General features: G+C 48.1%; 15 protein-coding genes and 1 pseudogene. 1 reads left to right on the top strand and 15 read right to left on the bottom strand.

Annotated features, from left to right (window positions below):
• Positions 1 to 84: 84 nt before the first annotated feature.
• The 15 genes from CFT61_RS01050 to CFT61_RS00980 form a co-directional block, all read right to left on the bottom strand.
• Complete coding sequence (locus tag CFT61_RS01050) at positions 85 to 2,106, bottom strand: transketolase family protein (RefSeq protein WP_022122119.1); 2,022 nt, start codon at positions 2,104 to 2,106, stop codon at positions 85 to 87.
• 153 nt (positions 2,107 to 2,259) lie between these two features.
• Entirely contained in the window at positions 2,260 to 3,834 is a 1,575-nt protein-coding gene (locus tag CFT61_RS01045) for an alpha-N-arabinofuranosidase (protein WP_176425460.1), read from the bottom strand.
• 103 nt (positions 3,835 to 3,937) lie between these two features.
• Entirely contained in the window at positions 3,938 to 5,530 is a 1,593-nt protein-coding gene (locus CFT61_RS01040; protein WP_089542637.1) for a xylulokinase, read from the bottom strand.
• A 27-nt stretch (positions 5,531 to 5,557) separates the two neighbouring features.
• Positions 5,558 to 7,099: an L-arabinose isomerase gene (gene araA, locus CFT61_RS01035; protein ID WP_089542636.1), complete on the bottom strand. Its 1,542-nt coding sequence runs from the start codon at positions 7,097 to 7,099 to the stop codon at positions 5,558 to 5,560.
• A 76-nt stretch (positions 7,100 to 7,175) separates the two neighbouring features.
• Positions 7,176 to 7,874 carry an L-ribulose-5-phosphate 4-epimerase gene (locus CFT61_RS01030; protein WP_006846778.1) on the bottom strand — a complete coding sequence of 233 codons (699 nt, stop codon included), beginning with the start codon at positions 7,872 to 7,874 and terminating at the stop codon, positions 7,176 to 7,178.
• A gap of 28 nt (positions 7,875 to 7,902) precedes the next feature.
• Entirely contained in the window at positions 7,903 to 8,583 is a 681-nt protein-coding gene (locus tag CFT61_RS01025) for an NUDIX hydrolase (protein WP_089542635.1), read from the bottom strand.
• A 254-nt stretch (positions 8,584 to 8,837) separates the two neighbouring features.
• The gene (locus CFT61_RS01020) at positions 8,838 to 10,562 is read right to left on the bottom strand and encodes a sodium:solute symporter (protein ID WP_089542634.1); all 1,725 of its coding nucleotides are present in this window, start codon (positions 10,560 to 10,562) and stop codon (positions 8,838 to 8,840) included.
• 151 nt (positions 10,563 to 10,713) lie between these two features.
• Positions 10,714 to 11,901, bottom strand: coding sequence for an aldose epimerase family protein (locus CFT61_RS01015; protein WP_089542633.1), 1,188 nt, complete (start codon positions 11,899 to 11,901; stop codon positions 10,714 to 10,716).
• Positions 11,902 to 12,529: 628 nt separating this feature from the next.
• Positions 12,530 to 13,690 (bottom strand): galactokinase, encoded by a 1,161-nt coding sequence (gene galK / locus CFT61_RS01010; protein ID WP_089542632.1) that lies wholly within the window; start codon positions 13,688 to 13,690, stop codon positions 12,530 to 12,532.
• 103 nt (positions 13,691 to 13,793) lie between these two features.
• A complete protein-coding gene (locus tag CFT61_RS01005) occupies positions 13,794 to 15,140 on the bottom strand; it encodes an MFS transporter (protein ID WP_089542631.1) in 1,347 nt (448 codons plus the stop codon).
• A 133-nt stretch (positions 15,141 to 15,273) separates the two neighbouring features.
• Positions 15,274 to 16,359 carry an aldose epimerase family protein gene (locus CFT61_RS01000; protein WP_245398453.1) on the bottom strand — a complete coding sequence of 362 codons (1,086 nt, stop codon included), beginning with the start codon at positions 16,357 to 16,359 and terminating at the stop codon, positions 15,274 to 15,276.
• 122 nt (positions 16,360 to 16,481) lie between these two features.
• Positions 16,482 to 17,735 carry a bifunctional folylpolyglutamate synthase/dihydrofolate synthase gene (locus CFT61_RS00995; RefSeq protein ID WP_089542629.1) on the bottom strand — a complete coding sequence of 418 codons (1,254 nt, stop codon included), beginning with the start codon at positions 17,733 to 17,735 and terminating at the stop codon, positions 16,482 to 16,484.
• 146 nt (positions 17,736 to 17,881) lie between these two features.
• Positions 17,882 to 19,042, bottom strand: coding sequence for a molecular chaperone DnaJ (gene dnaJ / locus CFT61_RS00990; protein ID WP_089542628.1), 1,161 nt, complete (start codon positions 19,040 to 19,042; stop codon positions 17,882 to 17,884).
• A 14-nt stretch (positions 19,043 to 19,056) separates the two neighbouring features.
• Positions 19,057 to 19,707: a nucleotide exchange factor GrpE gene (locus CFT61_RS00985; protein WP_089542627.1), complete on the bottom strand. Its 651-nt coding sequence runs from the start codon at positions 19,705 to 19,707 to the stop codon at positions 19,057 to 19,059.
• A 123-nt stretch (positions 19,708 to 19,830) separates the two neighbouring features.
• Entirely contained in the window at positions 19,831 to 21,450 is a 1,620-nt protein-coding gene (locus tag CFT61_RS00980) for an ABC-F family ATP-binding cassette domain-containing protein (RefSeq protein ID WP_089542626.1), read from the bottom strand.
• A gap of 248 nt (positions 21,451 to 21,698) precedes the next feature.
• On the opposite strand from CFT61_RS00980, the pseudogene CFT61_RS00975 reads away from it, so the two are divergent.
• Positions 21,699 to 22,634 (top strand): annotated as a pseudogene (locus CFT61_RS00975) (RluA family pseudouridine synthase); the annotation flags it as partial.
• Positions 22,635 to 22,676 lie beyond the last annotated feature (42 nt).

Here is a 22,676-nt window from a genome sequence, read left to right as displayed (position 1 = left end):
AAGGAGTCGGATGCCGGAAATGGAAATCTGCCATCCGGCAAAATATCCAACTCCAGCTTCCAACTCCTGTTTAGTTTATGCTAATTAAGCCTCAGCCAAGAAAGCCTTTACCTGCTTGTAAACGTTCTCGCCTGTGTAGCCGAGCTTCTCATCGAGCACCTTGTAAGGAGCAGAGAAACCGAAGCTCTCCATGCCCCAAACCTTACCGTTGGCGCCTACGAGACCCTGGAGTGTTACAGGAAGGCCAGCAGTCATACCGAAGATCTTAGCGTTCTTTGGCAATACGCTCTCCTGATACTCCTTGCTCTGACCACGGAACAAGCCCTCTGATGGAGCACTTACCACGCGAACCTTGATGCCGTCGGCACGCAAAGCCTCGCAACCAGCCTCCAATGTAGAAACCTCAGAACCGCTTGCTACGAGGATAACGTCTGGATTCTCGTCGCTGCCTGCTACGATGTAAGCACCCTTAGCAGCCTGCTCGTAGTCTGTTCCCTCTGGCAACTTAGCGATGCCCTGGCGCGAGAAGATGAGCGCTGTAGGAGTCTCAACATTCTCCATAGCGAGCTTCCAGCAAACTGTAGTCTCGTCAGCATCAGCTGGACGGAATACGCGAACGCTGTCCTTGCCTGCGTGGTTCTTCAACTTCTCCATCAAGCGGATCTGTGCCTCCTGCTCAACTGGCTCGTGAGTAGGTCCGTCCTCACCAACGCGGAATGCATCGTGAGTCCAGATGAACTTAACTGGAACCTGCATCAGGGCAGCGAGACGAACAGCTGGCTTCATATAATCAGAGAATACGAAGAATGTACCCATTGCTGCAACCACACCACCGTGGAGCATCATACCGATACACATATCAGCCATTGTCAACTCAGCAACACCTGCCTGGAAGAAAGCACCTGAGAAATCACCGCGAACGATGCTCTTGGTCTTCTTCAAGAAACCGTCTGTCTTATCTGAGTTAGAAAGGTCAGCAGATGCACAGATCATGTTAGGAACCTGCTCTGCCAAAACACCGAGACAAGCAGCAGAAGCAGCACGAGTAGCTGAACCAGCCTTCTGCTCAACCTTGCTCCAATCTACCTTAGGAGCCTTGCCGCTGAACCACTCATCCATCTGAGCAGCCTTCTCTGGGTTAGCCTTGCGCCACTCAGCCTCTGCAGCCTTGCGCTCAGCAACAATCTTCTTCAACTCCTCAGCACGCTTAGCGTAGATCTCCTTTACATCGTCGAAGATAACGAATGCATTCTCAGGATCACCACCGAGGTGCTTGATTGTATTGACGTAAGCGTCGCCACCGAGAGGAGCACCGTGAGTATTGATGCAAGCCTCGTAGCTTGTGCCGTCTGCGCGGAGAGCACCCTTACCCATTACGGTCTTACCGATGATGAGGGTAGGGCGATCCTGCTCCTTCTGGGCAGCATCGAGAGCCTCACGGATCTGAGCAACGTCGTTACCATTGATCTTGATGACATTCCAGCCCCAAGCCTTGTACTTCATCTCTGTATCCTCGTTCATTACAACGCCACACTCTGTAGAGAGCTGGATGTCGTTGGAATCGTAGAACATGATGAGGTTGTTCAAACCGAGGTTGCCGGCGATACGACCTACACCCTGAGAGATTTCCTCCTCTACAGCACCATCAGAAATGTATGCGTAGATCTTGTGCTGCATCATGGTTGAACCCAGACGAGCCTCAAGGAACTTCTCGGCAACAGCTGCACCAGCTGCGAGTGCGTGACCCTGACCGAGAGGACCTGATGAGTTCTCGATACCACGCTGAAGATCGAGCTCTGGGTGACCTGGAGTTACAGAACCCCACTGGCGGAACTGCTTGAGGTCTTCCATTGAGAAGAAACCACGCAAAGCCAAACCAGCATAGAGCATTGGGCTCATGTGACCTGGGTCGAGGAAGAAGCGGTCGCGGCCAGTCCATGTTGGATCTGCTGGATCATAAACCAGGTACTCTGAGAAGAGTACGTTGATGAAGTCAGAACCACCCATAGCACCACCTGGGTGACCAGAGTTTGCCTTTTCTACCATTGAAGCAGCCAAGATACGGATATTATCTGCTGCATGATTCATTACTTTAATGTCGTTCATCATACAAATGTATTTAATATTGTTGTTATTGTTTTTCTGCTGAAACGTTCCGCCCTCTCCCTGTTTAGGCCGAAAGAGGTCTGAAACTGATTGCTTATCAGCCTCTTGCGGAGAAGAGAACTGATGATGTAAGCAATTTATCCTACAAAAGTACTATTTTATTTTCAAAACTACGATAGATTTTGCAGGAATTTTCACTTTCAAGGTGTTTTTCTTCAATTTTGCATCCTTGAATGTTGCTGGCTTCACTACATCCGGGTGCTCGAAATCGTTGAAATCGCTCACCTTCTTGCAGGTAAGAATCTCGCCTGCCACTGTCTTTGGAGCCTTCAGTCCATCGAGGCTGAACACTACCTCCTGAGCCTTATCGAGGCTTACGTTGGCGAGTGAAACCACTACGGTGCCGTCTGCCTTCTTGGCAGCTGATGTAGAAACCACTGGAATCTTTCTGCCGTCCTTGGCGTGAACATCGCCACGAACATCCATAGAATCGCACTTCACGTCCATAGGGAGATAGGTTGCATCCTGGAAGTCCTTGTACATCTTGAACACGTGGTAGGTTGGAGTGAGAACCATGTGACCGGTGCCCTTGGTGTCGGTGAGGATCATAGACTGGAGCACGTTTACCACCTGGGCGATGTTTGCCATCTTGATGCGGTCGGCGTGACGGTGGAACACATTGAGTGTGAGGGCTGCCACGAAAGCATCGCGCATGCAGTTCTGCTGATAGAGGTGACCCTTGATGGTTCCTGGTTCCTCATCCCACCAGGTTCCCCATTCATCTACGAGCAGACCGATCTGCTTCTTAGGGTCAGCCTTGTCCATGATGGCTTCGTGCTTCTTGATCACGTCTTCAATGCCGAGGCATTTGCCCATGGTCCAGTAGTAGTCGTCGTTGCTGAACTTGGTGGCAGAACCCTTGCTGCCGTCCCAGCCGGTTACTGTATAATAATGTAGGGAGATTCCGTTGGCACGGTGACCTACACGGTCCATCAGCACCTTGGTCCAGTTGTAATCATAGTCGCTGGCTCCTGATGCAATCTTGTAGAGCTCGTTGCCATCATAGTTGCGGCAATATACGGAGTAACGGCGGAAGAGGTCAGAGTAGTACTCTGGGCGCATGTTTCCACCGCATCCCCAGCTCTCGTTGCCCACTCCGAGGTACTTTACCTTCCAGGCCTTGTCGCGTCCGTTCTTTCGGCGGAGCTTTGCCATCGGAGTATCGCCGTCGCTGGTCATGTATTCTACCCATTTAGCCAGTTCCTCTACCGTTCCCGAACCTACGTTACCGCTGATGTAAGGCTCGCAGCCCAGCATCTCGCAGAGATTCAGGAACTCGTGGGTTCCGAAGGAGTTGTCCTCGATGGTTCCTCCCCAGTTGTTGTTCTGCATCTTAGGGCGATTCTCACGCGGACCGATTCCGTCCATCCAGTGGTATTCGTCGGCGAAGCATCCTCCAGGCCATCTTAAAACAGGCACTTTCAAGTCCTTGAGAGCTTGGAGCACGTCGTTGCGGTAACCCTGGGTGTTAGGAATGTTCGACTCCGGACCTACCCACAGTCCACCATAGATACAGCTACCGAGATGCTCAGCAAACTGTCCGTAGATTTCGCGGTTGATTTTCTGAGTTCCCTGGTTCGCATGGATAGTTCCTGTTACATCCTGAGCCTGAACTGAGAATGCAACCGCTGTAGATAAGAGTGTGGTTGCAAAGAGTTTATTCATCATTCTTATAAGTTTAAATTTTTATTAACTTTTAGAATAATACGTTTGTGGAGGCTGATTCCCCCCACAAACGTATTGATATTTTGTTGCTGAGTCCACTTAAAAGTTAGTTCTTGTTCTCTACAGCTGCCTTTTCGATGGCAAGACCAGCCTTGTAGGTTTCGATGTACTTGTCGAATCCAGCTACGTCTTCTGCTGTAGGTGCAATTTCTACACCTGTATTGCCGGCAAATACCTTCTGGTCGAGATAATCAGCCAGGCTCAACTTCTCTGCATTGTTTACGAGATAGCCTGCGAGCAGGGCAATACCCCAAGCACCACCTTCGCCTGCAGTCTCCATGACAGAGATAGGGGAGTTGATGGCTGCTGCAAGAATGCGCTGACCTACACCCTTGGTCTTGAACAAACCGCCATGACCGGTGATACGGTCCACCTGCACCTTCTCGTCCTTGAACAATACATCGTTACCAATCTTCAATACGGCTACTGAAGCGTAGAGGTTGGCGCGCATGAAATTGGCGAGGTTGAAGTGGTCGTTGGCAGAACGTACGAACATTGGGCGACCTTCAGCCAAACCGGTTACAGGCTCACCGGAGATGTAGTTGTAAGCAATCAAGCCACCGCAATCAGCATCGCCCTCAAGAGCGTGGTTGTAGAGCTTGCCGAATACCTCGTTCATATCTACCGGAACACCGAGCAACTCCTGGTACTGCTTGAACAAACCAACCCAAGCGTTGAGGTCGGAAGTACAGTTGTTGCAGTGAACCATGGCTACAGGACTGCCGTCTGGAGTTGTCACCATATCAATGACTTCGTAAGGTTTGCTCAAGGCTTTCTCCAACACGATCATAGAGAAAGATGAAGTACCTGCACTGACGTTACCTGTACGCTGGCGAACAGCGTTGGTAGCCACCATGCCCGTACCAGCATCACCCTCTGGAGGACAGAGAGGAGTACCAGCCTGGAGATTGCCAGATGGGTCGAGCTTCTTCGCTCCTTCCTCGGTAAGAACGCCTGCATCTTCGCCTGCATTCAATACCTCTGGAAGGATGTCGAGAATCTTCCAGCCCAGGTTCTTTGGCTCGATGAGCTTATCGAACTTAGTCACCATCTCTGCATCGTAGTTGTTGGTGTTGGAATCGATAGGGAGCATACCTGATGCGTCGCCTACGCCCAGAACCTTCTTGCCAGTGAGCTGCCAGTGGATGTAACCAGCGAGCGTGGTGAGGAAGTCAATCTTATTGATGTGCTCTTCACCGTTCAGGATAGCCTGATAAACGTGAGAGATGCTCCAACGCAATGGGATGTTGAAGTGGAAGAGCTCTGAAAGCTCGGCTGCTGCCTGGGCGGTGTTGGTATTACGCCAGGTGCGGAAAGGAACGAGGATGTTCTCATCCTTGCCGAAAGCCATGTAGCCGTGCATCATCGCAGAAATACCGATAGCAGCCAACTGCTTGATTTCGCAGTCGTACTCAGCCTTCACGTTCTTGCGGAGGTCAGCGTAGCAATCCTGCAAACCTTTCCAGATGGTGTCGATGCTGTAAGTCCACAAACCATCAACCAACTGGTTTTCCCACTCAAAGCTACCCTGTGCGATAGGGTTGTTGTCGGTGTCAATCAAGACAGCCTTGATTCGGGTAGAGCCAAACTCGATACCGAGAATGGCCTTACCTGATTCTATAATAGTTTTTGCGCTCATTTTTTTTAAATGTTTTCTTTACTTTAATTATCGCAATGCTTTGTTGAGCATGTAATAAATCTCGTTGTTGCGGAGCTGCTGCTTGAAGCTGCTGATAGTTGTGTTCTTGTCGATGTTGACGAACTCAATACCCAGGATCTCGCAGAAGTCCTCCCAGTACTCAGCAGTGATGTCGTAAGAGAATGCACTGTGGTGAGTACCACCAGCGAGGATCCAAGCACCTGCACCAATCTCGAAGGTTGGCTGTGGAACCCAGAGAGCAGAAGCTACAGGGAGCTTAGGCATTGCCTTTGGCTCGATGCACTCTACCTCACTTGCGATGAGACGGAAACGGTTGCCGAGGTCAACTACTGTTGCTTTAACACCCTTACCTGTCTTAGATGTGAATACGAGGCGAGCTGTCTGCTGCTTGCGGATACCGATGCCGAGGAAGTGAACCTCGAGCTTTGGCTTGTCTGTTGCGATCAATGGGCAAACCTCGAGCATGTGGCTCTGGAGGCTAGATGTGCGGTCGGCAGCGAAGTTGAGAGTGTAGTCCTCGAGGAATGAGCAACCCTTCTCCAAGCCCTGGTTCATTACCCAGAGTGTGCGGAAGAGGCAAGCTGTCTTCCAGTCACCCTCTGCACCGAAACCGTAACCCTCTGCCATCAGGCGCTGTGAAGCCAAACCAGGAATCTGGTCGAAACCGCAGAAGTTAGGATCGTCGATGTCTGCATCGCCGAGGTCATCGAAGTTGGTAGTGAATGCTACTGCGTTCTCATCTTTCAATACACGACGGAGAGCGATCTCAGCCTTAGCTGCGTTCTTAACCTTCTCCCAATATACTTCCTCGCCAGACTCATCAATCTTGATGGTGTATTCCTTCTTGTACTCCTCAACGAGTGCATCTGCCTCAGCATCAGTAACCTTCTTGTAGTACTCCATAAGTGAAGATACTGGGTAGTAATCTACGTGGTAACCCATGCGCTGCTCGAACTCTACGCGGTCGCCATCAGTTACGGCTACGTTGTTCATGTTCATACCGAACATCAAGCAGCGTACGTTGTGAGCATCAGCAACACCTGCAGCTACGCGAGCCCATGTAGCAATCTGCTTCTGAGCCTCTTCGCTCTTCCAGTAACCTACAACTACCTTTCTAGGGATGCGCATACGGGTGCAGATGTGACCGAACTCGATATCGCCGTGAGCTGACTGGTTGAGGTTCATGAAGTCCATGTCGATAGAATCCCAAGGGAGTTCTGCGTTATACTGTGTATGGAAGTGGAGGAGAGGCTTTTCAAGTGCCTGCAGACCCTTGATCCACATCTTAGCTGGTGAGAAGGTGTGCATCCATGTGATGATACCCACGCACTTAGCGTCGTTGTTGGCAGCCTTCATCACAGCCTCTACCTCTGCAGAAGAGTTAGCTGTGCCTTTGTAAACCACCTTGATAGGGATGATGCCACTGTTGTTCAGGCCATCTACCATGTCCTTTGAGTGACCATCTACTATCTTAACTGTCTCGCCTCCGTAAAGAAGCTGTGCACCAGTTACAAACCATACTTCTAAATTCTCAAATGCTTTAATCATGATTGTTTGTTGTTTTTAAATATTGTGTTATTGAAAATCTTTTTTTTCTTCTGTCAGCATCAATCTCATTCGGAGATTAGTGCTTCTTCTGTCCGTAGTAAGCGTTAGGACCGTGCTTGCGGTTGAAGTGCTTCTCTACGAGCAATGGGTTCATGGTGGTGTTTGGATTCACGCTGAAAGAGATGAACGCCATCTTTGCCACCTGCTCGGCTACCACTGCGTGATAGACAGCCTGGTCAGCATCCTTACCCCATGTGAAAGGACCGTGGTTCTTCACCAGTACGCCTGGAGTGTGAACCGGATTGATATTGTCCTTCTTGAATCTGTCAACGATGACTACACCTGTATTGTGCTCATACTCGGCCATCATATCCTCTGTCATTGCATCGGTGCAAGGAATGCAGTCGTGGAAATAGTCTGCGTGGGTAGTACCGATGTTAGGGATGTCCAATCCTGCCTGAGCCCAGGCTGTAGCGTAGGTAGAGTGGGTGTGAACCACGCCGCCCAACTCTGGGAATGCACGGTAGAGAACCAGGTGGGTAGGAGTATCTGAAGATGGATTCAGGTCGCCTTCAACAACCTTGCCGGTCTCCAGGTCAACTACTACCATATCGCTCGCCTTCATGGTGTCGTAGTCAACACCTGATGGCTTGATGACAACCAGACCCTTCTCACGGTCGATTCCGCTTACATTTCCCCATGTAAAGAGCACGAGATTGTGCTTCACCAGGTCAAGGTTTGCCTTGAACACTTTTTCTTTTAATTCTTCTAACATAATATATTTCGTTAAAGTTATTTATTTTCTATTTCAAGATGAACGATGGGTCTTCCTCGTATGCTTTCTTGTTGAAGCGGTAGAGGGCGGCACCTCGTTTCGAAGTAACCTTGTCGATGAGTTCTGTCTTCTCGATAAAGTCAATATCCTTCACGCGCTTGCGGAAGTTGCGCTTGTCAATCTCTTCTCCCATCACAGCCTCGAATACGTGCTGAAGCTGAGTCAGCGTAAAGAGGTCGGGGAGGAGCTTGAAGCTCAGTGGCTCATGATTGATGCGACGGCGGATCTGACAGATGGCGTCGTGAATCATGGTGCGGTGGTCGGAATAGAGTTCTGGAAGTTCGTTCAGACTTACCCATTCCAGACCGTGTTCGATGCGGAGACTATCATCGTAATCTACCACATTGATGAGGGCGCAATAGGCGATGGAGATAACTCGCTCACCTGGGTCTCGGTCGATTCTGCCGAATGCACCCACTTGTCTTATATAGAGGTTCTTCATTCCAGTTAGATCCAGGATAACTCTGTTTGCAGCGTCCTCTAGATTTTCGTTGGCTCCAACGAAACCACCATAGAGTGACCATTCGCCACGTCCCGGGTCCATCTTTCGTTTGCCTATCAGGACTTGAAGGTTGTTGCCGTTAAATCCGAAGATAATGCAATCCACGGAAACCAGAACCTTGGGGTATTCGTTATAAAACTGCGTCATGGTCGTGTTGATTTTTGATGTTAAGATTCAATGAATTTGATTGATAGTTTTGTTTACTTCAGCTTATGGCTGCGCTTCTGAATGCTCTTCTGACTGAGTTTCTAAAAGGGAGCCTTGTCGCCAAAGAGTTTCTTTAGGGAAGTTGGGAGTCAGAAGGAGAAGACAGGAACCTGCTAACTATACACACTAAAGGAAAATTCCATCCTTTCAGCTTCTAACTCCTAACTTTTTCTATATTTTACCAGTTCTATATTTTACCAGAAGTAAGCGTAGAATGCAGCGCAGAGACCGATTACTACGATTGTACCAATGATATCGAACGCACCCCAGCTCTCACGGATAGACTTCTTGAAGTCGGATGTGAAGGTGATAGCCTCTACCTGCTCCTTGCTTGGGGCTGGAGTGAAGCAGCTCACTACTACCATGAAGATGATGAGGAAGATGAGCAGCCAGCACTCGAACACGAGCCAGTTGGTCTGCCAGAACCATGCTGTGTAATCCCAGAACGCACCATCCATTGTTGCCTTACCAGTATCGGTAATGACGTTGGTGACGAGGCGGAGCATACCGATGAGGAAACCGGTGATCATGGTGTATTCGCCTGCCTTTGGAGTAATCTTCTTGAAGAAAATACCCATCGCAAATACTGCTACCATGGCTGGGGCCAGGAGTGACTGGATTCCCTGGAGGTAGTTGTAAAGGGTGTCCATCTTCATCATGATTGGCAACCAGGCAAAACCGAGAATTACAACTACTACGGTAGCGATACGGCCAACGAGTACGTAGTGAGCCTCAGACATTCCCTTCTTCAATGGCTTGTAGAAGTCCTCGGTGAAGAGGGTAGCACAGCTGTTGAAGAATGCTGCCAATGAAGCAACGAGTGCGCAGATGAAACCGATGGTTACGATTCCCTTGATACCTGCAGGAAGCACGGTCTTTACCATGATGGCGAAGGCTGCATCAGTCTCGTTCATCTGGATTGCGCCCTTCTGAGCCAAGGCTGCTGCAATCATACCTGGAATGAGGAACATGAAGCAAGGGAGAACCTTGAAGAAACCGGCTGCGATAGTACCGCGGCGGGCACGCTTCATAACTTCTACGTTGCTTTCGCCAGGAACCTGACCGAGTACACGCTGAACGATATGCTGGTCAGTACACCAGTACCAGAAACCAATGATGGTTGCACCGATGAATACTACGAAACCTGGATACTCCTGATACATTGAGTCACCTGCCTCCCAGTGGAACATGTGGGTTGTTCCGTAGCCGTTGTTCAACTTGCCGCAGTAGTCCATCATATCTGCCCAACCTGCAGAGACGCTTCCACCGCCGAGGGTAGAGAGACCGAGGAAGAGCACGAGGAATGAACCGATGACGAGGATAGGAGTCTGGATGGTTGACAATGTCATTACACCCTTCATACCACCGAATACGGTGAAGATGGTGGTGAGGATGATCAAACCGATAGCACCTGCCCAGAAGTTCAAGCCCCAGAGATACTCGAAGAAAATACCACCTGTAAGTGCAGTAACGCTCACCTTGGTGAGAATGTAAGCAACGAGTGTGATGATAGAGAGCCATGAACCTGTACGCTGAGTATAGCGGAACTTCAGGAATTCTGGCATGGTGATGATCTTACCCATCTTGTTGATGAGCAACTGATAGAAAGGTACGAACAACCAACCGAGGATGAGGATCATCCAACCCTGCATCTCCCAGTGAGCCATACCTACACCGCTCTTGGCGCCAGTACCAGCAAGACCCACGAGGTGCTCTGAACCGATGTTGGCTGCGAAGATAGCCATACCGATTACATACCATGGCTCGCCCTTACCGAAGAGGTAAGCAGAAGAGTCTTCGCCCTTCTGAGCCTTTCTGTCTTTCACAATCGCATGCCAGACAGCCCAGATTACGCCGATTACACCAATGGCGAGTACTGTCCAATCAAGCCATACGAATTCTGTTGAATTCCAATTCATAATTACTATAAGATCGTTTGTTTATTTATTATTGTTTATTCTTTCTTTTATTGGATGCTTAATCCTATGGAATTCGGTGGATTTGCAATCCGCCGCTTTGCCTTCCTTATTTGGGTTTCGGCGGATTTGTAATCCGCCGCGTAGCCATTCCTTACTTCTTAACGCTGAACTTGTAAACGAGGTGAGAGTAGTACTTCTCTCCTGGCTTCAAGGTTGCATCTGTCCATCCCTTTACGCCCTGGGCAATCTTGGTTGGTGAATCAGGATACTTCTGGCTCTCGAAGCAGACGCTCACGTGCTTAGGATACTTGATTCCATGCTTGCAGGCAATACCTGTGCCCTGGAAGTTACCTGTATAAACCTGGATTCCTGGCTCATTGGTGAAGACTTCAAGGAGGATTCCGCTCTTTGGAGAGTAGAGGCTTGCGCAGACGGTCTTGTCGTCGCCCTTGCCATCCTTATAGGTATTCAGACACCAGTTGTGGTCGTAACCTGTAGCGTTCTTGATCTGGTCGAAGCTGTAATCTACCTTCTTGCCAATCTCGGTAGGAGTGCGGAAGTCCATTGGAGTTCCTTCTACGTCCTTGATTTCACCTGTTGGAATATAGAGTGAATCTGCAGGTGTGAACTTATCAGCATTGATGTACATTACCTGGTCGAAACCTTCCTTGGATGGATCGCCATTCAAGTTGAAGTAACTGTGGTTGGTCATGTTAACCACGGTCTCCTTATCGGTTGTAGCACCAAACTCGATATCGAGTGTATTGTTGCTCTTTACCGTATATTTTGCTGTTGCAGTAACATTGCCAGGGAAGCCATTCTCGCCATCCTTTGCCTGGATAGTGAAGGTTACAGAAGAATCATTCTTCTCTGTAATGTCGTAAACCTGGTTCAACCAACCGGTAGTACCACCGCCGTGAAGACAGTTGCCATTGTCGTTTGGCTTCAGATTATATGTTTTGCCTGCAAGAGTCAACTTGGAGTCCTTGATACGGTTGGCGTAACGGCCTACTGATGATCCGTAATCAGAAGGAGAGTTGAGGGTGTCTGCATACTGGTGGATGTTGTCGTAGCCGAGCACTACATCTGTAGGCTTGCCATCCTTGTCAGGAACAGAGATGGAAACTACACGACCACCATAGTTGGTGAGGCAAACCTCCATGCCGTTGGCATTCTTGAGGGTAACTAACTCAGTCTTCTTGCCCAAAACAGTAGAATCGAAGTCTGCTGGATTCAAGCCTGACTGTGTTAAACTAGCATTGCTGCTTGAAGAACATGCTGAGAGGGTAGCGACTGCTGCGAAACCAACTCCCATAAAAAGGTTCTTTACGTTGTTCATTTCTAGGTTGCTTTTAATGTTGTTTACTAATTTTGGGTGTAAAATTACAATTTTATTTTGAAACCACAATACTTTTCCCTAACTTTTTTTCTTCTATAGTGTGTTTTTAACACTATTTGCATCAAAGCCCCCTCTTTTCTGCTCTTTTTCCCGTGTTTTTTGTCTTTTCTCTGTGTTTTATGATGGAGTAGTGTAAATATGTGGAATTTTATCAAAGATTAGTTTTATGATGGGTTCGTTTTATGATTGGGTTAGTTTATGATTCGGTCGTGTCATTAAGGTCTGTGTCATTAAGTGTCATTAAGCTTTTCCGGTCATTTCCGGTCATGGTCATTTTCGGTCATTTTCATTTTTCAATCAATGGTTGATTTCGGTCATTGTCATTTCCGGTCATTATCGTTTTTTGCAATCCATGTTTGATTTTCGCCCCAAAACTCCTGAACCAGCACGCCCTGAAAGGGCAGAAGCTCCTAGCCCAGGGCAACGCCCTGGGTTACTGTGGATGCAAGCCTGTCGCCCTGAAAGGGCAAAAGCTTTCAAGTCGTGACAATATCTTATAACGAAAAAAACTGCAGCTGGCAAACACCAACTGCAGTTCCTTTATATTATAATTAATAATGTGTATCTATTAGCAAACCTTGTGAGAACCCTCAGAGATAACTACTGGATAAACCTCAGGTGCGTGACCATACTTAGCAGTGAACTTAGCTGTAACATCCTCAACGAACTTGTCGTAGATGTCGTCCTTAACCAAGTTGATGGTGCAGCCACCGAAGCCACCACCCATGATACGGCTACCAGTAACACCATTCTCCTTGGCAACATCGTTCAAGAAGTCGAGCTCCTCGCAGCTTACCTCGTATTCCTTGCTCAAACCGTGGTGAGTCTCATACATCTTCTGGCCTACAGTCTCGTAGTCACCCTTCTGAAGAGCATCGCAGACTGCCAATACGCGGTCCTTCTCGCCCAATACGAAGTGAGCGCGGCTGTAATCCTCTTCGCCTACCTCAGCGCGAACCTCTTCCAACTGCTCCCATGTGCAATCGCGGAGAGTCTCGAACTTAGCCTCTGGGTGCTTGGCAGCGATGTGCTTAACCACGTTCTCGCAAGAGTTGCGGCGGTCGTTGTATGGAGAGCCAGCCAACTCGTGCTTAACCTTAGAGTTAACCAGGCAGAGCTTGTAACCCTTAGGCTCGAATGGGAAGTACTCAAACTCACGGCTGTTGCAGTCGAGACGCATCAACTTGCCCTCCTTGCCGAATACAGAAGCAAACTGGTCCATAATACCGCAGTTTACACCTACGTACTTGTGCTCAGTAGCCTGACCAGCGAGAACGAGATCCCACTTAGAAACCTTGTTGTCACCGAAGAGATCGTTCAAAGCGAAAGCGAAGCAGCTCTCAAGAGCAGCAGAAGAAGACATACCTGCACCGAGAGGCACGTCGCCATAGAATGCAGCATTGAAGCCCTTTACATCAACACCCAGCGCCTTCATCTCCTGGCAGATACCGTAGATGTAGCGTGCCCAAGATGCGCGAGGACCCTCAGGGTCGTTTACCTTGAACTCTACACGGTCCTTCAAGTCGATAGAGTAGAGCATCACTGTCTCTGTTCCGTTAGGACGGATTTCAGCCATAATGCCCTTATCTACTGCACCTGGGAATACGAATCCACCATTATAATCTGTGTGTTCGCCAATCAGGTTAATACGACCTGGTGACATATAGATGTTACCTGTTTTGCCATCAAAGTGCTTGATGAAACGGCTTCTTACTTTTTCGATATCCATAATAGTTGTTGTTTAAAAAGTTATTATTAAAGATTTGATTATAAATTAGTTATTCCCGGATAAATCAAGTTTTGCTTCACCCGGGAATAGGATTTTCCGGAATTTACTCTACAGGGATGTCCTTGTTGACATTCTTGCAACCTGCGAGCGCATAGAAAAGAATGTATGCGATCATGGCGATGATAACCCAGTAAGATGCGATAGGGCCAGCAGCCTTAGCAACTGCATCCTGGATGAGAGGCATTACACCACCACCAACTACCATCATCATGAAGATACCTGATGCCTGAGCTGTGTATTTGCCAAGACCCTCTACAGCAAGGTTGAAGATGCCACCCCACATGATAGAAGTACACAAACCGCAGATGGCGATGAGCACACACTTGGTAGGGATTGTAAATGCTACAACGCCAGTACCGTGGTCGTCGAGCTTGAGAAGGCTTGCAATCTCTGAATCACCTGCCAAAGAGAAGTTCAATGTGTTTGCCTCAGGCAAGAAGATGGCTGTGAGCAACAGGAGGATAGCTACTGTTGATACTACTGTCATCTGTGTCTTGGTAGAAACGGCACCGCTGATGAATGAGCTGAGGAATCGGCCGCACATCATAAGCAACCAGTAAACCGCTGCGAAAGCACCACCTACAGAAGCTGCACCTGTGAAGTCCATGCTACTGATGTAGAAGATAAGCTGAGCAGGAATACCAATCTCAACACCTACATAGAAGAAGATACCGATGACACCGAGTACGCAGTGACGGAAAGACCAAGGACTGTGGTCGTACTGCACGTTTTCCTTCTTGATGTTTGGCTCAGGAATAGCTACGAACCAGATGATGAAGAAGGCTGCGATGAATACTGCCATACCGATGAAGAGGAGAGGGGCAACGTCGCTCATACTGGTGTTGGCTGTAACAGTACCTACGAGCACACCTGCCAACAATGGGGTAAGAGTACCACTCAATGAGTTCAATGTACCACCAATCTGAATGAGCTGGTTACCACGGTTACCACCGCCACCGAGCAAGTTCAACATTGGGTTTACCACCGTGTTAAGCATACATACGCAGAAACCGCAGATGAATGCACCCAACAGATAAATGATGAGGTTGAGGCAAACTGCGCCAGAGCTGAGTGTGAATACTGGGATGTCGTCACCGAAGATGCTTGATAAGTACTGGATCATCAAACCGATTGTACCGACTGCAAGTGCGATGAGAGCTGTTTTCTTGTAACCCTTGTTTTCGATCATCTTACCTGCGGGAATACCCATAAAGAGGTAAGCGGCGAAGTTCATGAAGTTACCCATCATGGCTGCCCAAGAGTACTTGAAGCCCCAGATGTTGCCAAAAGGTGCTCCCATGTTAGTTACGAACGAGATCATTGCAAAGATAAAACACATCGTGATGATTGCAATGACACGACCGTTGTTGTTTCCATTGTTTTGTTCCATTGTTTAAACTTGATAGTTGATATTGTTATTATTTAATGTTTATTCTAGTCAGAATTTTACCGCAAAAAGGAGTGGCTGCCTTGAAGTTCTCTTTCAGAGGCAGCAACTCCTATCTGATTATTAGTGATTTATCTTATTTCTCTACACCAAACTTATAGATGGTCTTCTGGGTGTAGGTCTCACCTGGACACAATTTGCAGCTTGGGAAGTAAGGGTGGTTAGGTGTGTCTGGGAACTTCTGTGCCTCGAAGCATACTGCGCTGCGGCGTGGGAAGGTTGCACCATGCTGACCCTTGATGCCTGCCAGGAAGTTACCTGTGTACATCTGCAGACCTGGCTCTGTGGTGTAAACCTCCATGGTGCGGCAGCTTACAGGATCCTTGATGCGAGCAGCAAAGCTCAACTCGCCCTCTTCCTTCTTGTTCAATACATAGTTATGGTCGTAACCAGAACCATTCTTAATCTGTTCATCATCTGCATTGATGTCCTGTCCGATTGGCTTTGGAGTGCGGAAATCGAATGGAGTACCCTCTACCTTCAAGATCTCACCTGTAGGGATAGATGTCTCATCTATAGGGAGATAGTAGTCTGCGTTAACCTGACAGATGATGTTGTCAACTGTTGGGGTAGGGTTAGCAATACCCTGGATTGAGAAGAATGCATGGTGAGTGAGGTTGCAGATGGTCATCTTGTTGGTGGTTGCCTGATACTTGATGACGAACTCATTGTCGTCTGTCAAGGTATAAGCCACCCAGACGGTCAATTCTCCTGAGAAACCTTCCTCGCCGTATGGGCTGGTGTACTTCAGAACGACTGCGTTGTCGCTCATGCGGGTAGCATCCCAAACATGTGCGTGGAATCCTGTAGGACCTCCATGCAAGTGGTTCTTGCCATCGTTGCATGCTAACTGGTACTCCTTGCCATGAAGAGTGAACTTACCCTCTTTAATACGGTTACCGTATCGACCGATGAGGACGCTCAAGAAAGGCTCAGGTGAGTTGATGACGTCCTGGATGTTGTCGTGACCCTGAACGAGGTTGGCATAGTTACCGTCCTTGTCTGGCATCATGATAGCTACAACAGCACCACCATAGTTCGTCACAGCAACCTCGTTGCCCTGATTGTTTCTCAACACGAAGAGATCAGTCTTCTTTCCCTGTACTGTGGTCTGAAAATCTTCTCTTTTCAAACCACACTTGTTAACTGGTTCTGTATTCATAATATGTCATTTTTTTAGTTACTCTACTTTAGAGTTCTAAAGTAATCTACTGCAAAGTAACTAAAAAAAATGAATGTGACAAATTATTTAGCAATTATTTGATTTAAAAAAACTAAAAATTTCTAGGAGAGCAAATCTGCCACTACATAACTTGAACCGCCAACGAAGACAAAATCGTCTTTTTCTGCATTTTTTAGAGCAGCGTTATATGCTTCTTTTACAGAATGATATATCTCTCCGTGTAAGCCTAACTTTAATGCAAATTCACTCAATTTCTCTACAGGGATGGCTCTTTTGGTAGAAGGCTGCGTCCAGTAGTACTTTACCCGATTTTCCAGCTTTTCCTTCAATAGTTGTAATACGTGCACCACATCTTTGTCATCCACCATGCCGAAAACGATGTGCTTGGTCTCGGCTTTTACGGAGTTGATCTGCGGTGCAAGGTAGTTCCAGCCGGCGAGATTATGGCCCGTATCGCAGATGGTGAGGGGAGCATCATTGAGCTTTTCCCATCTTCCGCGCAGACCAGTCAGTTCGCATACGTGGGCGAATCCTTCACGGATGGCTTCATCACTGATGGCGAGTTTCTGGCGCAGTATATGAAGTGCAGTCAGGATTGTCTTCTTGTTGCACTCCTGATAGGAACCCTTGAGCTCCATATCTACATCGCAGATTTCGCTGCTTTCCAGACGGGTTACATCAAAGTCCTGGGCGAAAAGAATCGGTGCATTCTCAGATTTCGCCTTGTTTTCGAATACTGGTCGGGTCTCCGGGAGGTATTCTCCAATGACTACCGGAACGCCAGGCTTGATGATTCCTGCCTTTTCTCCGGCAATCTCGGCAAGGGTGTTGCCCAGGAACTGGGTGTGGTCGAAGCTGATGTTGGTGATGATGGAAAGGATTGGGGTGATGATGTTGGTGCAGTCGAGTCTTCCGCCCAGTCCCACCTCGATGACCGCATAATCCACCTTCTGCTCTGCAAAGTATTTCAGTGCCATGGCAGTGGTGAGTTCGAAGAAGGATGGATGAAGTGGTTCGAAGAAGGCACGGTTCTCTTCAACGAAGTCAATGACATACTGCTCCGGAACGCATTCGCCGTTCACTCGGATACGTTCTCTGAAATCTACCAGATGGGGAGAGGTGTAGAGTCCTACCTTGTAACCCTGGCTCTGAAGAATAGCAGCAAGGGTATGGGAGCAGGAGCCTTTGCCGTTGGTTCCGGCAATGTGGATGGTCTTGTACTTCTGATGAGGATGACCGAAGTGATCATCCAGGGCGAATGTGGTCTGCAAACCTGGCTTGTAAGCCTTCGCTCCGATTTTCTCAAAGACAGGAGTACTGTTGAAGAGATATTCTATTGTTTCTTGATAATTCATTTCCTATATATATAATAATGTGTATAAACAAAAAGAGGCAATCCCAACACCGGCGTCAGCCAATGATTGAGATTGCCAGTAATCTTTTGTTTGTCTAGAAAAATATTGTTCTCTAGAAATCACTTTCTCCTCATGATGGGAGAGAGTTATTTATTGAAGAGATTCTTGATGCTGTCGAAGAGAGACTTCTTGGTAGCCTTGTCGGCCTGGAAGTTCTCGCACTCCTTGAACTTCTTCACCAGTTCCTTCTCCTCCTTGTTCAGAGTCTTAGGAATATAGACAGTGATATTCACGATGATGTCTCCTTTTCCGTAACCGTATCCCTGGATGGCTGGCATTCCCTTGCCACGAAGGCGAACCTGTTTGCCCGGCTGGGTGCCCGGTTCAATCTTGATGGTAGTCTTTCCCTCCAATGTTGGGATTTCTACCTCACCACCGAGAACGGCTGTAGAGAAGTCGAGTACGAGATTGTAGTAGAGATCCTTGTCCTTACGCTCAAAGTTCTCGTTCTTTTCTACACGTACAATCACCTGAAGATCGCCGTTTACGCCATTGTGCTTACCAGCGCCTCCCTTTCCTGGAACTGTTACAACCATTCCGTCATCAACACCAGCTGGGATGTTGATCTCTACAACCTCCTCGCCAGTTACGATTCCGTCGCCGCCGCAAGCTTTACACTTGTTCTTGATAATGTGACCTTCGCCGCCGCAAGTAGGGCAGGCAGCCTGGGTCTGCATGGTACCGAACATAGAACGGACGGTGCGAACAGTGTAACCTGTTCCGTGACAGGTAGGGCAGGTCTCTGGCTGAGAACCACTCTCACATCCTGTACCATGGCAAGAAGAACATGGAACGTCCTTGCGAATCTTGAACTTCTTGGTGCAACCTGCGTAAGCCTCTTCCAAAGTAAGCTTAGCCTGTACGCGCAAGTCTCTACCCTGGTACTGCTGTGGCTGGGCACTTCCGCCAAATCCGCCGAAACCGCCACCGAATCCACCGTGACCGCCGAAGATGTCGCCAAACATCGAGAAGATGTCGTTCATGTCCATGCCTGCGCCACCGCCGAAACCGCCAAATCCTCCCTGAGGACCGTTGAATCCAAACTGATCGTACTGCTGGCGCTTCTGAGGGTCGTGAAGAACCTCGTATGCTTCGGCAGCTTCCTTGAATTTTTCCTCAGCCTCCTTGTTGCCAGGGTTGCGGTCTGGATGATATTTGATGGCTATCTTGCGGTAAGCCTTCTTAATTTCGTCTTCTGATGCCTGCTTATCTACGCCCAGCACCTCGTAATAGTCTCTCTTTGCCATTTTTCTCTATATTTTTATTGACCTACTGCTACTTTAGCGTGACGAATCACCTTGTCATTGAGGGTGTAACCAGTCTGTACGCAGTCGATTACCTTACCCTTCTTGTCATCGCCCATTCCTGGTACCATAGCGATTGCCTCGTGGAAATCTACATCGAAATCCTTGTCAGCAGTCTCAATCTTCTTCACGCCGAGACCTTCAAGTGTCTTGATGAACTTGTTGAAAATCATCTGTACACCTTCCTTGATAGCCTTAGGATCTTCGCTCTTGTCGGCGAGTGCGCGCTCAAAGTCGTCGAGGACAGGAAGGATGGCAGAGATGGTCTTCTCGCCACCATTGAGAATCAGTTCTGTCTTCTCCTTCATGGTGCGCTTGCGGTAGTTCTCAAACTCGGCAGTCTTGTAAAGCAAAGCCTTCTTGAGCTCTTCTACTTCCTGCTGAGCCTTCTTCAGAGGGTCAACTTCTGCCTTGTCTGCCGCATTGTCAGTATTCTCTGCCTGACTGTCAGTGTCAGCCGACTTTGTGTCAGTCTTTTCAGCATTCTGCTCATCAGTCTTATTCTCTACGTTATCGTTATTCTGGGTAGCGTTCTGTTCTGCATTCTCATTGAGAACCTGTTCCTTTGCGTTACCGTCCTCTATATTAATTTTCTTTTCTTTTGACATAGCCTTAAATTTTTTAAACATGATTATTCTTTTGTTGGTTGTTTTGACAAAAAGTGTGCCAACTCGATTCTCATCGAATTGGCACTTGTATAAAACTAAATGAATTAATATGGTTTTCTATTATTATTGTACTCCGTACATTTTAGCCTTCTGCTCCTTGATAGCCTCATCGTAGATGTACTCATCATAAGACATCAGCTTGTCGATGGTTCCAGAAGGAGTGAGCTCAATGATACGGTTTGCCACGGTGTTGATGAACTCGTGGTCGTGGCTGGCGAAGAGTACATTACCCTTGAATGCTACCAGGTTGTTGTTGAATGCCTGGATACTCTCCAAGTCCAAGTGGTTGGTTGGAGTATCGAGAATCAGACAGTTGGCGTTCTGCAACTGCATGCGGGCAATCATACATCTCATCTTCTCACCTCCTGAGAGCACGTTCACCTTCTTCAGTACTTCCTCACCGCTGAAGAGCATTCTACCTAAGTAACCCTTCATGGCCACCTCGTTGCCTGGACCATACTGGCTCAACCAATCTACGAGGTTCATGTCGCTCTGGAAGAATTCTGTATTGTCGAGTGGGAGATAGGCTGTTGTGATGGTAATACCCCACTTATATTCACCTGCGTCAGCCTTGCGGTTGCCGTTGATAATCTCGAAGAGGGCTGTCATCGCCTTAGGGTTGTGAGAGAGGAATACTACCTTCTCACCCTTCTCGATATTGAAGTTTACATTGTCGAAGAGAACTGTTCCGTCCTCATCGCAAGCCTTCAGACCTTCAACCTCCAGGATCTGATTACCTGGTTCACGGTCCATCTGGAAGATGATGCCTGGGTACTTACGGCTAGATGGGCGGATTTCCTCAACATTAAGCTTCTCCAACATTTTCTTGCGGGATGTGGTCTGCTTACTCTTAGCCACATTGGCAGAGAATCGGCGGATGAACTCCTCCAGCTGCTTCTTCTTCTCCTCGGCCTTCATCTTCTGGTTCTGAGCCTGACGGAGAGCCAACTGAGAACTCTCGTACCAGAAAGAGTAGTTACCGGCAAACATAGTTACCTTACCAAAGTCGATGTCCACGGTCTGTGTGCTGACAGCGTCGAGGAAGTGACGGTCGTGAGAAACCACGAGGACAGTCTGCTCGATATTGCTGAGGTATTCCTCCAGCCACTCTACGGTGTCGAGGTCGAGGTCGTTGGTAGGCTCATCGAGGAGGAGGTTGTCTGGGTTACCGAAGAGAGCCTTCGCCAGCATTACGCGCACCTTCTCTGTGTTGGAAAGCTCACCTACGAGCTTGTCGTGGCGATCTTCCTTTACGCCAAGGTTCTGAAGCAACTGGGCAGCATTGCTCTCAGCCTCCCAACCGTTCATCTCGGCAAACTTAAGCTCCAGCTCAGCAGCGAGGTTACCATCCTCTTCTGTCATCTCTGGCTTAGAGTAGAGGCGCTCGCGCTCCTTCATGTTTTCCCACAAAGGCTGATGACCCATCAGAACTGTGTCCATCACGCGGAACTCGTCATACTTGAAGTGGTCCTGCTCCAAAACGGAAAGGCGCTCGCCTGGCCCCATCTCCACTGTACCCTTGTTTGGCTCCAAATCGCCGCTGATGGCGCGGAGGAGAGTTGACTTACCGGCACCGTTGGCACCGATTACGCCGTAAATATTACCATGTGTGAACTTGAGGTTTACATCTTTGTAAAGCACTCGCTTACCGAATTGAATTGCAAGATTTGTTACTGTAATCATTCCTTATTTCTAAATATCTTTTTATCTGATTTTATCTTTATTTGGGTGCAAAGGTACGAAAAATTATTTGTATATCAATGTTTTATTGGCAAAAGTTACTAATTTTTAGTTAAAAACTGGGCTACTCTTTGTTATTTTGCAGAAAAGTCTTACTTTTGTAGGCTGAATTGGCGCCAATAGGGGCTGATTCTTCGGTTTGAGTGTTAAGAACATAAGATGAATCCAAAACACGAAATTGGTTTTAGAACATGAGACAACAAAATAGAAAAGGAAATTTTAGTAAGCACACCAACAATGCTTATGGCTACGGAAATCCCAATGAATACGACCACTACAGGGTGGAGAAGCCTGCGCAGTTGCTGGAATGGCTGATGGAAAACGTGAAAGGTCCTAGTAAGACCAAGGTGAAGCAGACTCTGCAGGGCAGGGGAATCAAGGTGGATGGCAAAACCATCACCCAGTTTGACTATGCCCTGAAACCTGGTATGAAGGTGAGCGTGAGCAAGACCAAGAAGAACCAGGATGTCTTCAAGAGCCGTTATCTTAAGATTGTCTATGAGGATCGTTATCTTATCGTCATCGAAAAGAACGTGGGCATTCTCAGTATGGCTGCCGGTCATTCTACCCTGAATGTAAAGAGCGTATTGGATGATTACTTCCACAAGACCCGTCAGAACTGTCAGGCTCACGTGGTGCACCGCCTTGACCGAGATACTTCGGGCTTGATGATTTACGCCAAGGACAAGCAGACAGAACTTGCCCTGGAAGACGACTGGCACCATAATGTATATGACCGCCGATACGTGGCGCTGGTTTCTGGAGAGATGGAGGAAGATGAAGGTACGGTTGCCAACTGGTTGAAGGACAACAAGGCGTACATTACCTTTGCCAGTGATACTGACAATGGTGGCAAGTATGCTGTTACCCATTTCCATACCCTGCAACGAACCACAGCGCATTCTCTGGTAGAGTATAAGTTGGAGACAGGCCGTAAGAACCAGATTCGTGTTCATACAGCCGATATGGGTCATCCTGTATGTGGAGACATCAAGTATGGTAATGGTGATGATCCATGTGGTCGCCTTTGCCTGCACGCCTATGTTCTCTGCTTCTATCATCCGGTAACCCATCAGCCAATGGAATTCGAAACTCCGATTCCAAATGAATTCGTCAGGGCGATGAAGGAAGACAACAGACCTTTCGATGAAAGAGGCCGAAATCCTAAG

Origin of the sequence: Segatella copri, assembly GCF_002224675.1 — a bacterium.
In the GTDB taxonomy this organism is placed as follows: Bacteria; Bacteroidota; Bacteroidia; order Bacteroidales; family Bacteroidaceae; genus Prevotella; species Prevotella copri_U.
Note: the sequence above shows the minus strand (reverse complement) of the source record. Positions and strands in the feature narration are given on the sequence as shown.

What these genes read in the sequence shown, in the direction of transcription:
- CFT61_RS01050 (WP_022122119.1), bottom strand. Translation starts at nt 2,106, where the DNA reads ATGAACGACATTAAAGTAATGAATCATGCAGCAGATAATATCCGTATC.
- CFT61_RS01045 (WP_176425460.1), bottom strand. Translation starts at nt 3,834, where the DNA reads ATGATGAATAAACTCTTTGCAACCACACTCTTATCTACAGCGGTTGCA.
- CFT61_RS00980 (WP_089542626.1), bottom strand. Translation starts at nt 21,450, where the DNA reads ATGATTACAGTAACAAATCTTGCAATTCAATTCGGTAAGCGAGTGCTT.
- dnaJ (WP_089542628.1), bottom strand. Translation starts at nt 19,042, where the DNA reads ATGGCAAAGAGAGACTATTACGAGGTGCTGGGCGTAGATAAGCAGGCA.
- CFT61_RS01025 (WP_089542635.1), bottom strand. Translation starts at nt 8,583, where the DNA reads ATGACGCAGTTTTATAACGAATACCCCAAGGTTCTGGTTTCCGTGGAT.
- CFT61_RS01030 (WP_006846778.1), bottom strand. Translation starts at nt 7,874, where the DNA reads ATGTTAGAAGAATTAAAAGAAAAAGTGTTCAAGGCAAACCTTGACCTG.
- CFT61_RS01000 (WP_245398453.1), bottom strand. Translation starts at nt 16,359, where the DNA reads ATGAATACAGAACCAGTTAACAAGTGTGGTTTGAAAAGAGAAGATTTT.
- CFT61_RS01005 (WP_089542631.1), bottom strand. Translation starts at nt 15,140, where the DNA reads ATGGAACAAAACAATGGAAACAACAACGGTCGTGTCATTGCAATCATC.
- CFT61_RS01015 (WP_089542633.1), bottom strand. Translation starts at nt 11,901, where the DNA reads ATGAACAACGTAAAGAACCTTTTTATGGGAGTTGGTTTCGCAGCAGTC.
- galK (WP_089542632.1), bottom strand. Translation starts at nt 13,690, where the DNA reads ATGGATATCGAAAAAGTAAGAAGCCGTTTCATCAAGCACTTTGATGGC.
- CFT61_RS01020 (WP_089542634.1), bottom strand. Translation starts at nt 10,562, where the DNA reads ATGAATTGGAATTCAACAGAATTCGTATGGCTTGATTGGACAGTACTC.
- CFT61_RS01040 (WP_089542637.1), bottom strand. Translation starts at nt 5,530, where the DNA reads ATGAGCGCAAAAACTATTATAGAATCAGGTAAGGCCATTCTCGGTATC.
- CFT61_RS00995 (WP_089542629.1), bottom strand. Translation starts at nt 17,735, where the DNA reads ATGAATTATCAAGAAACAATAGAATATCTCTTCAACAGTACTCCTGTC.
- CFT61_RS00985 (WP_089542627.1), bottom strand. Translation starts at nt 19,707, where the DNA reads ATGTCAAAAGAAAAGAAAATTAATATAGAGGACGGTAACGCAAAGGAA.
- araA (WP_089542636.1), bottom strand. Translation starts at nt 7,099, where the DNA reads ATGATTAAAGCATTTGAGAATTTAGAAGTATGGTTTGTAACTGGTGCA.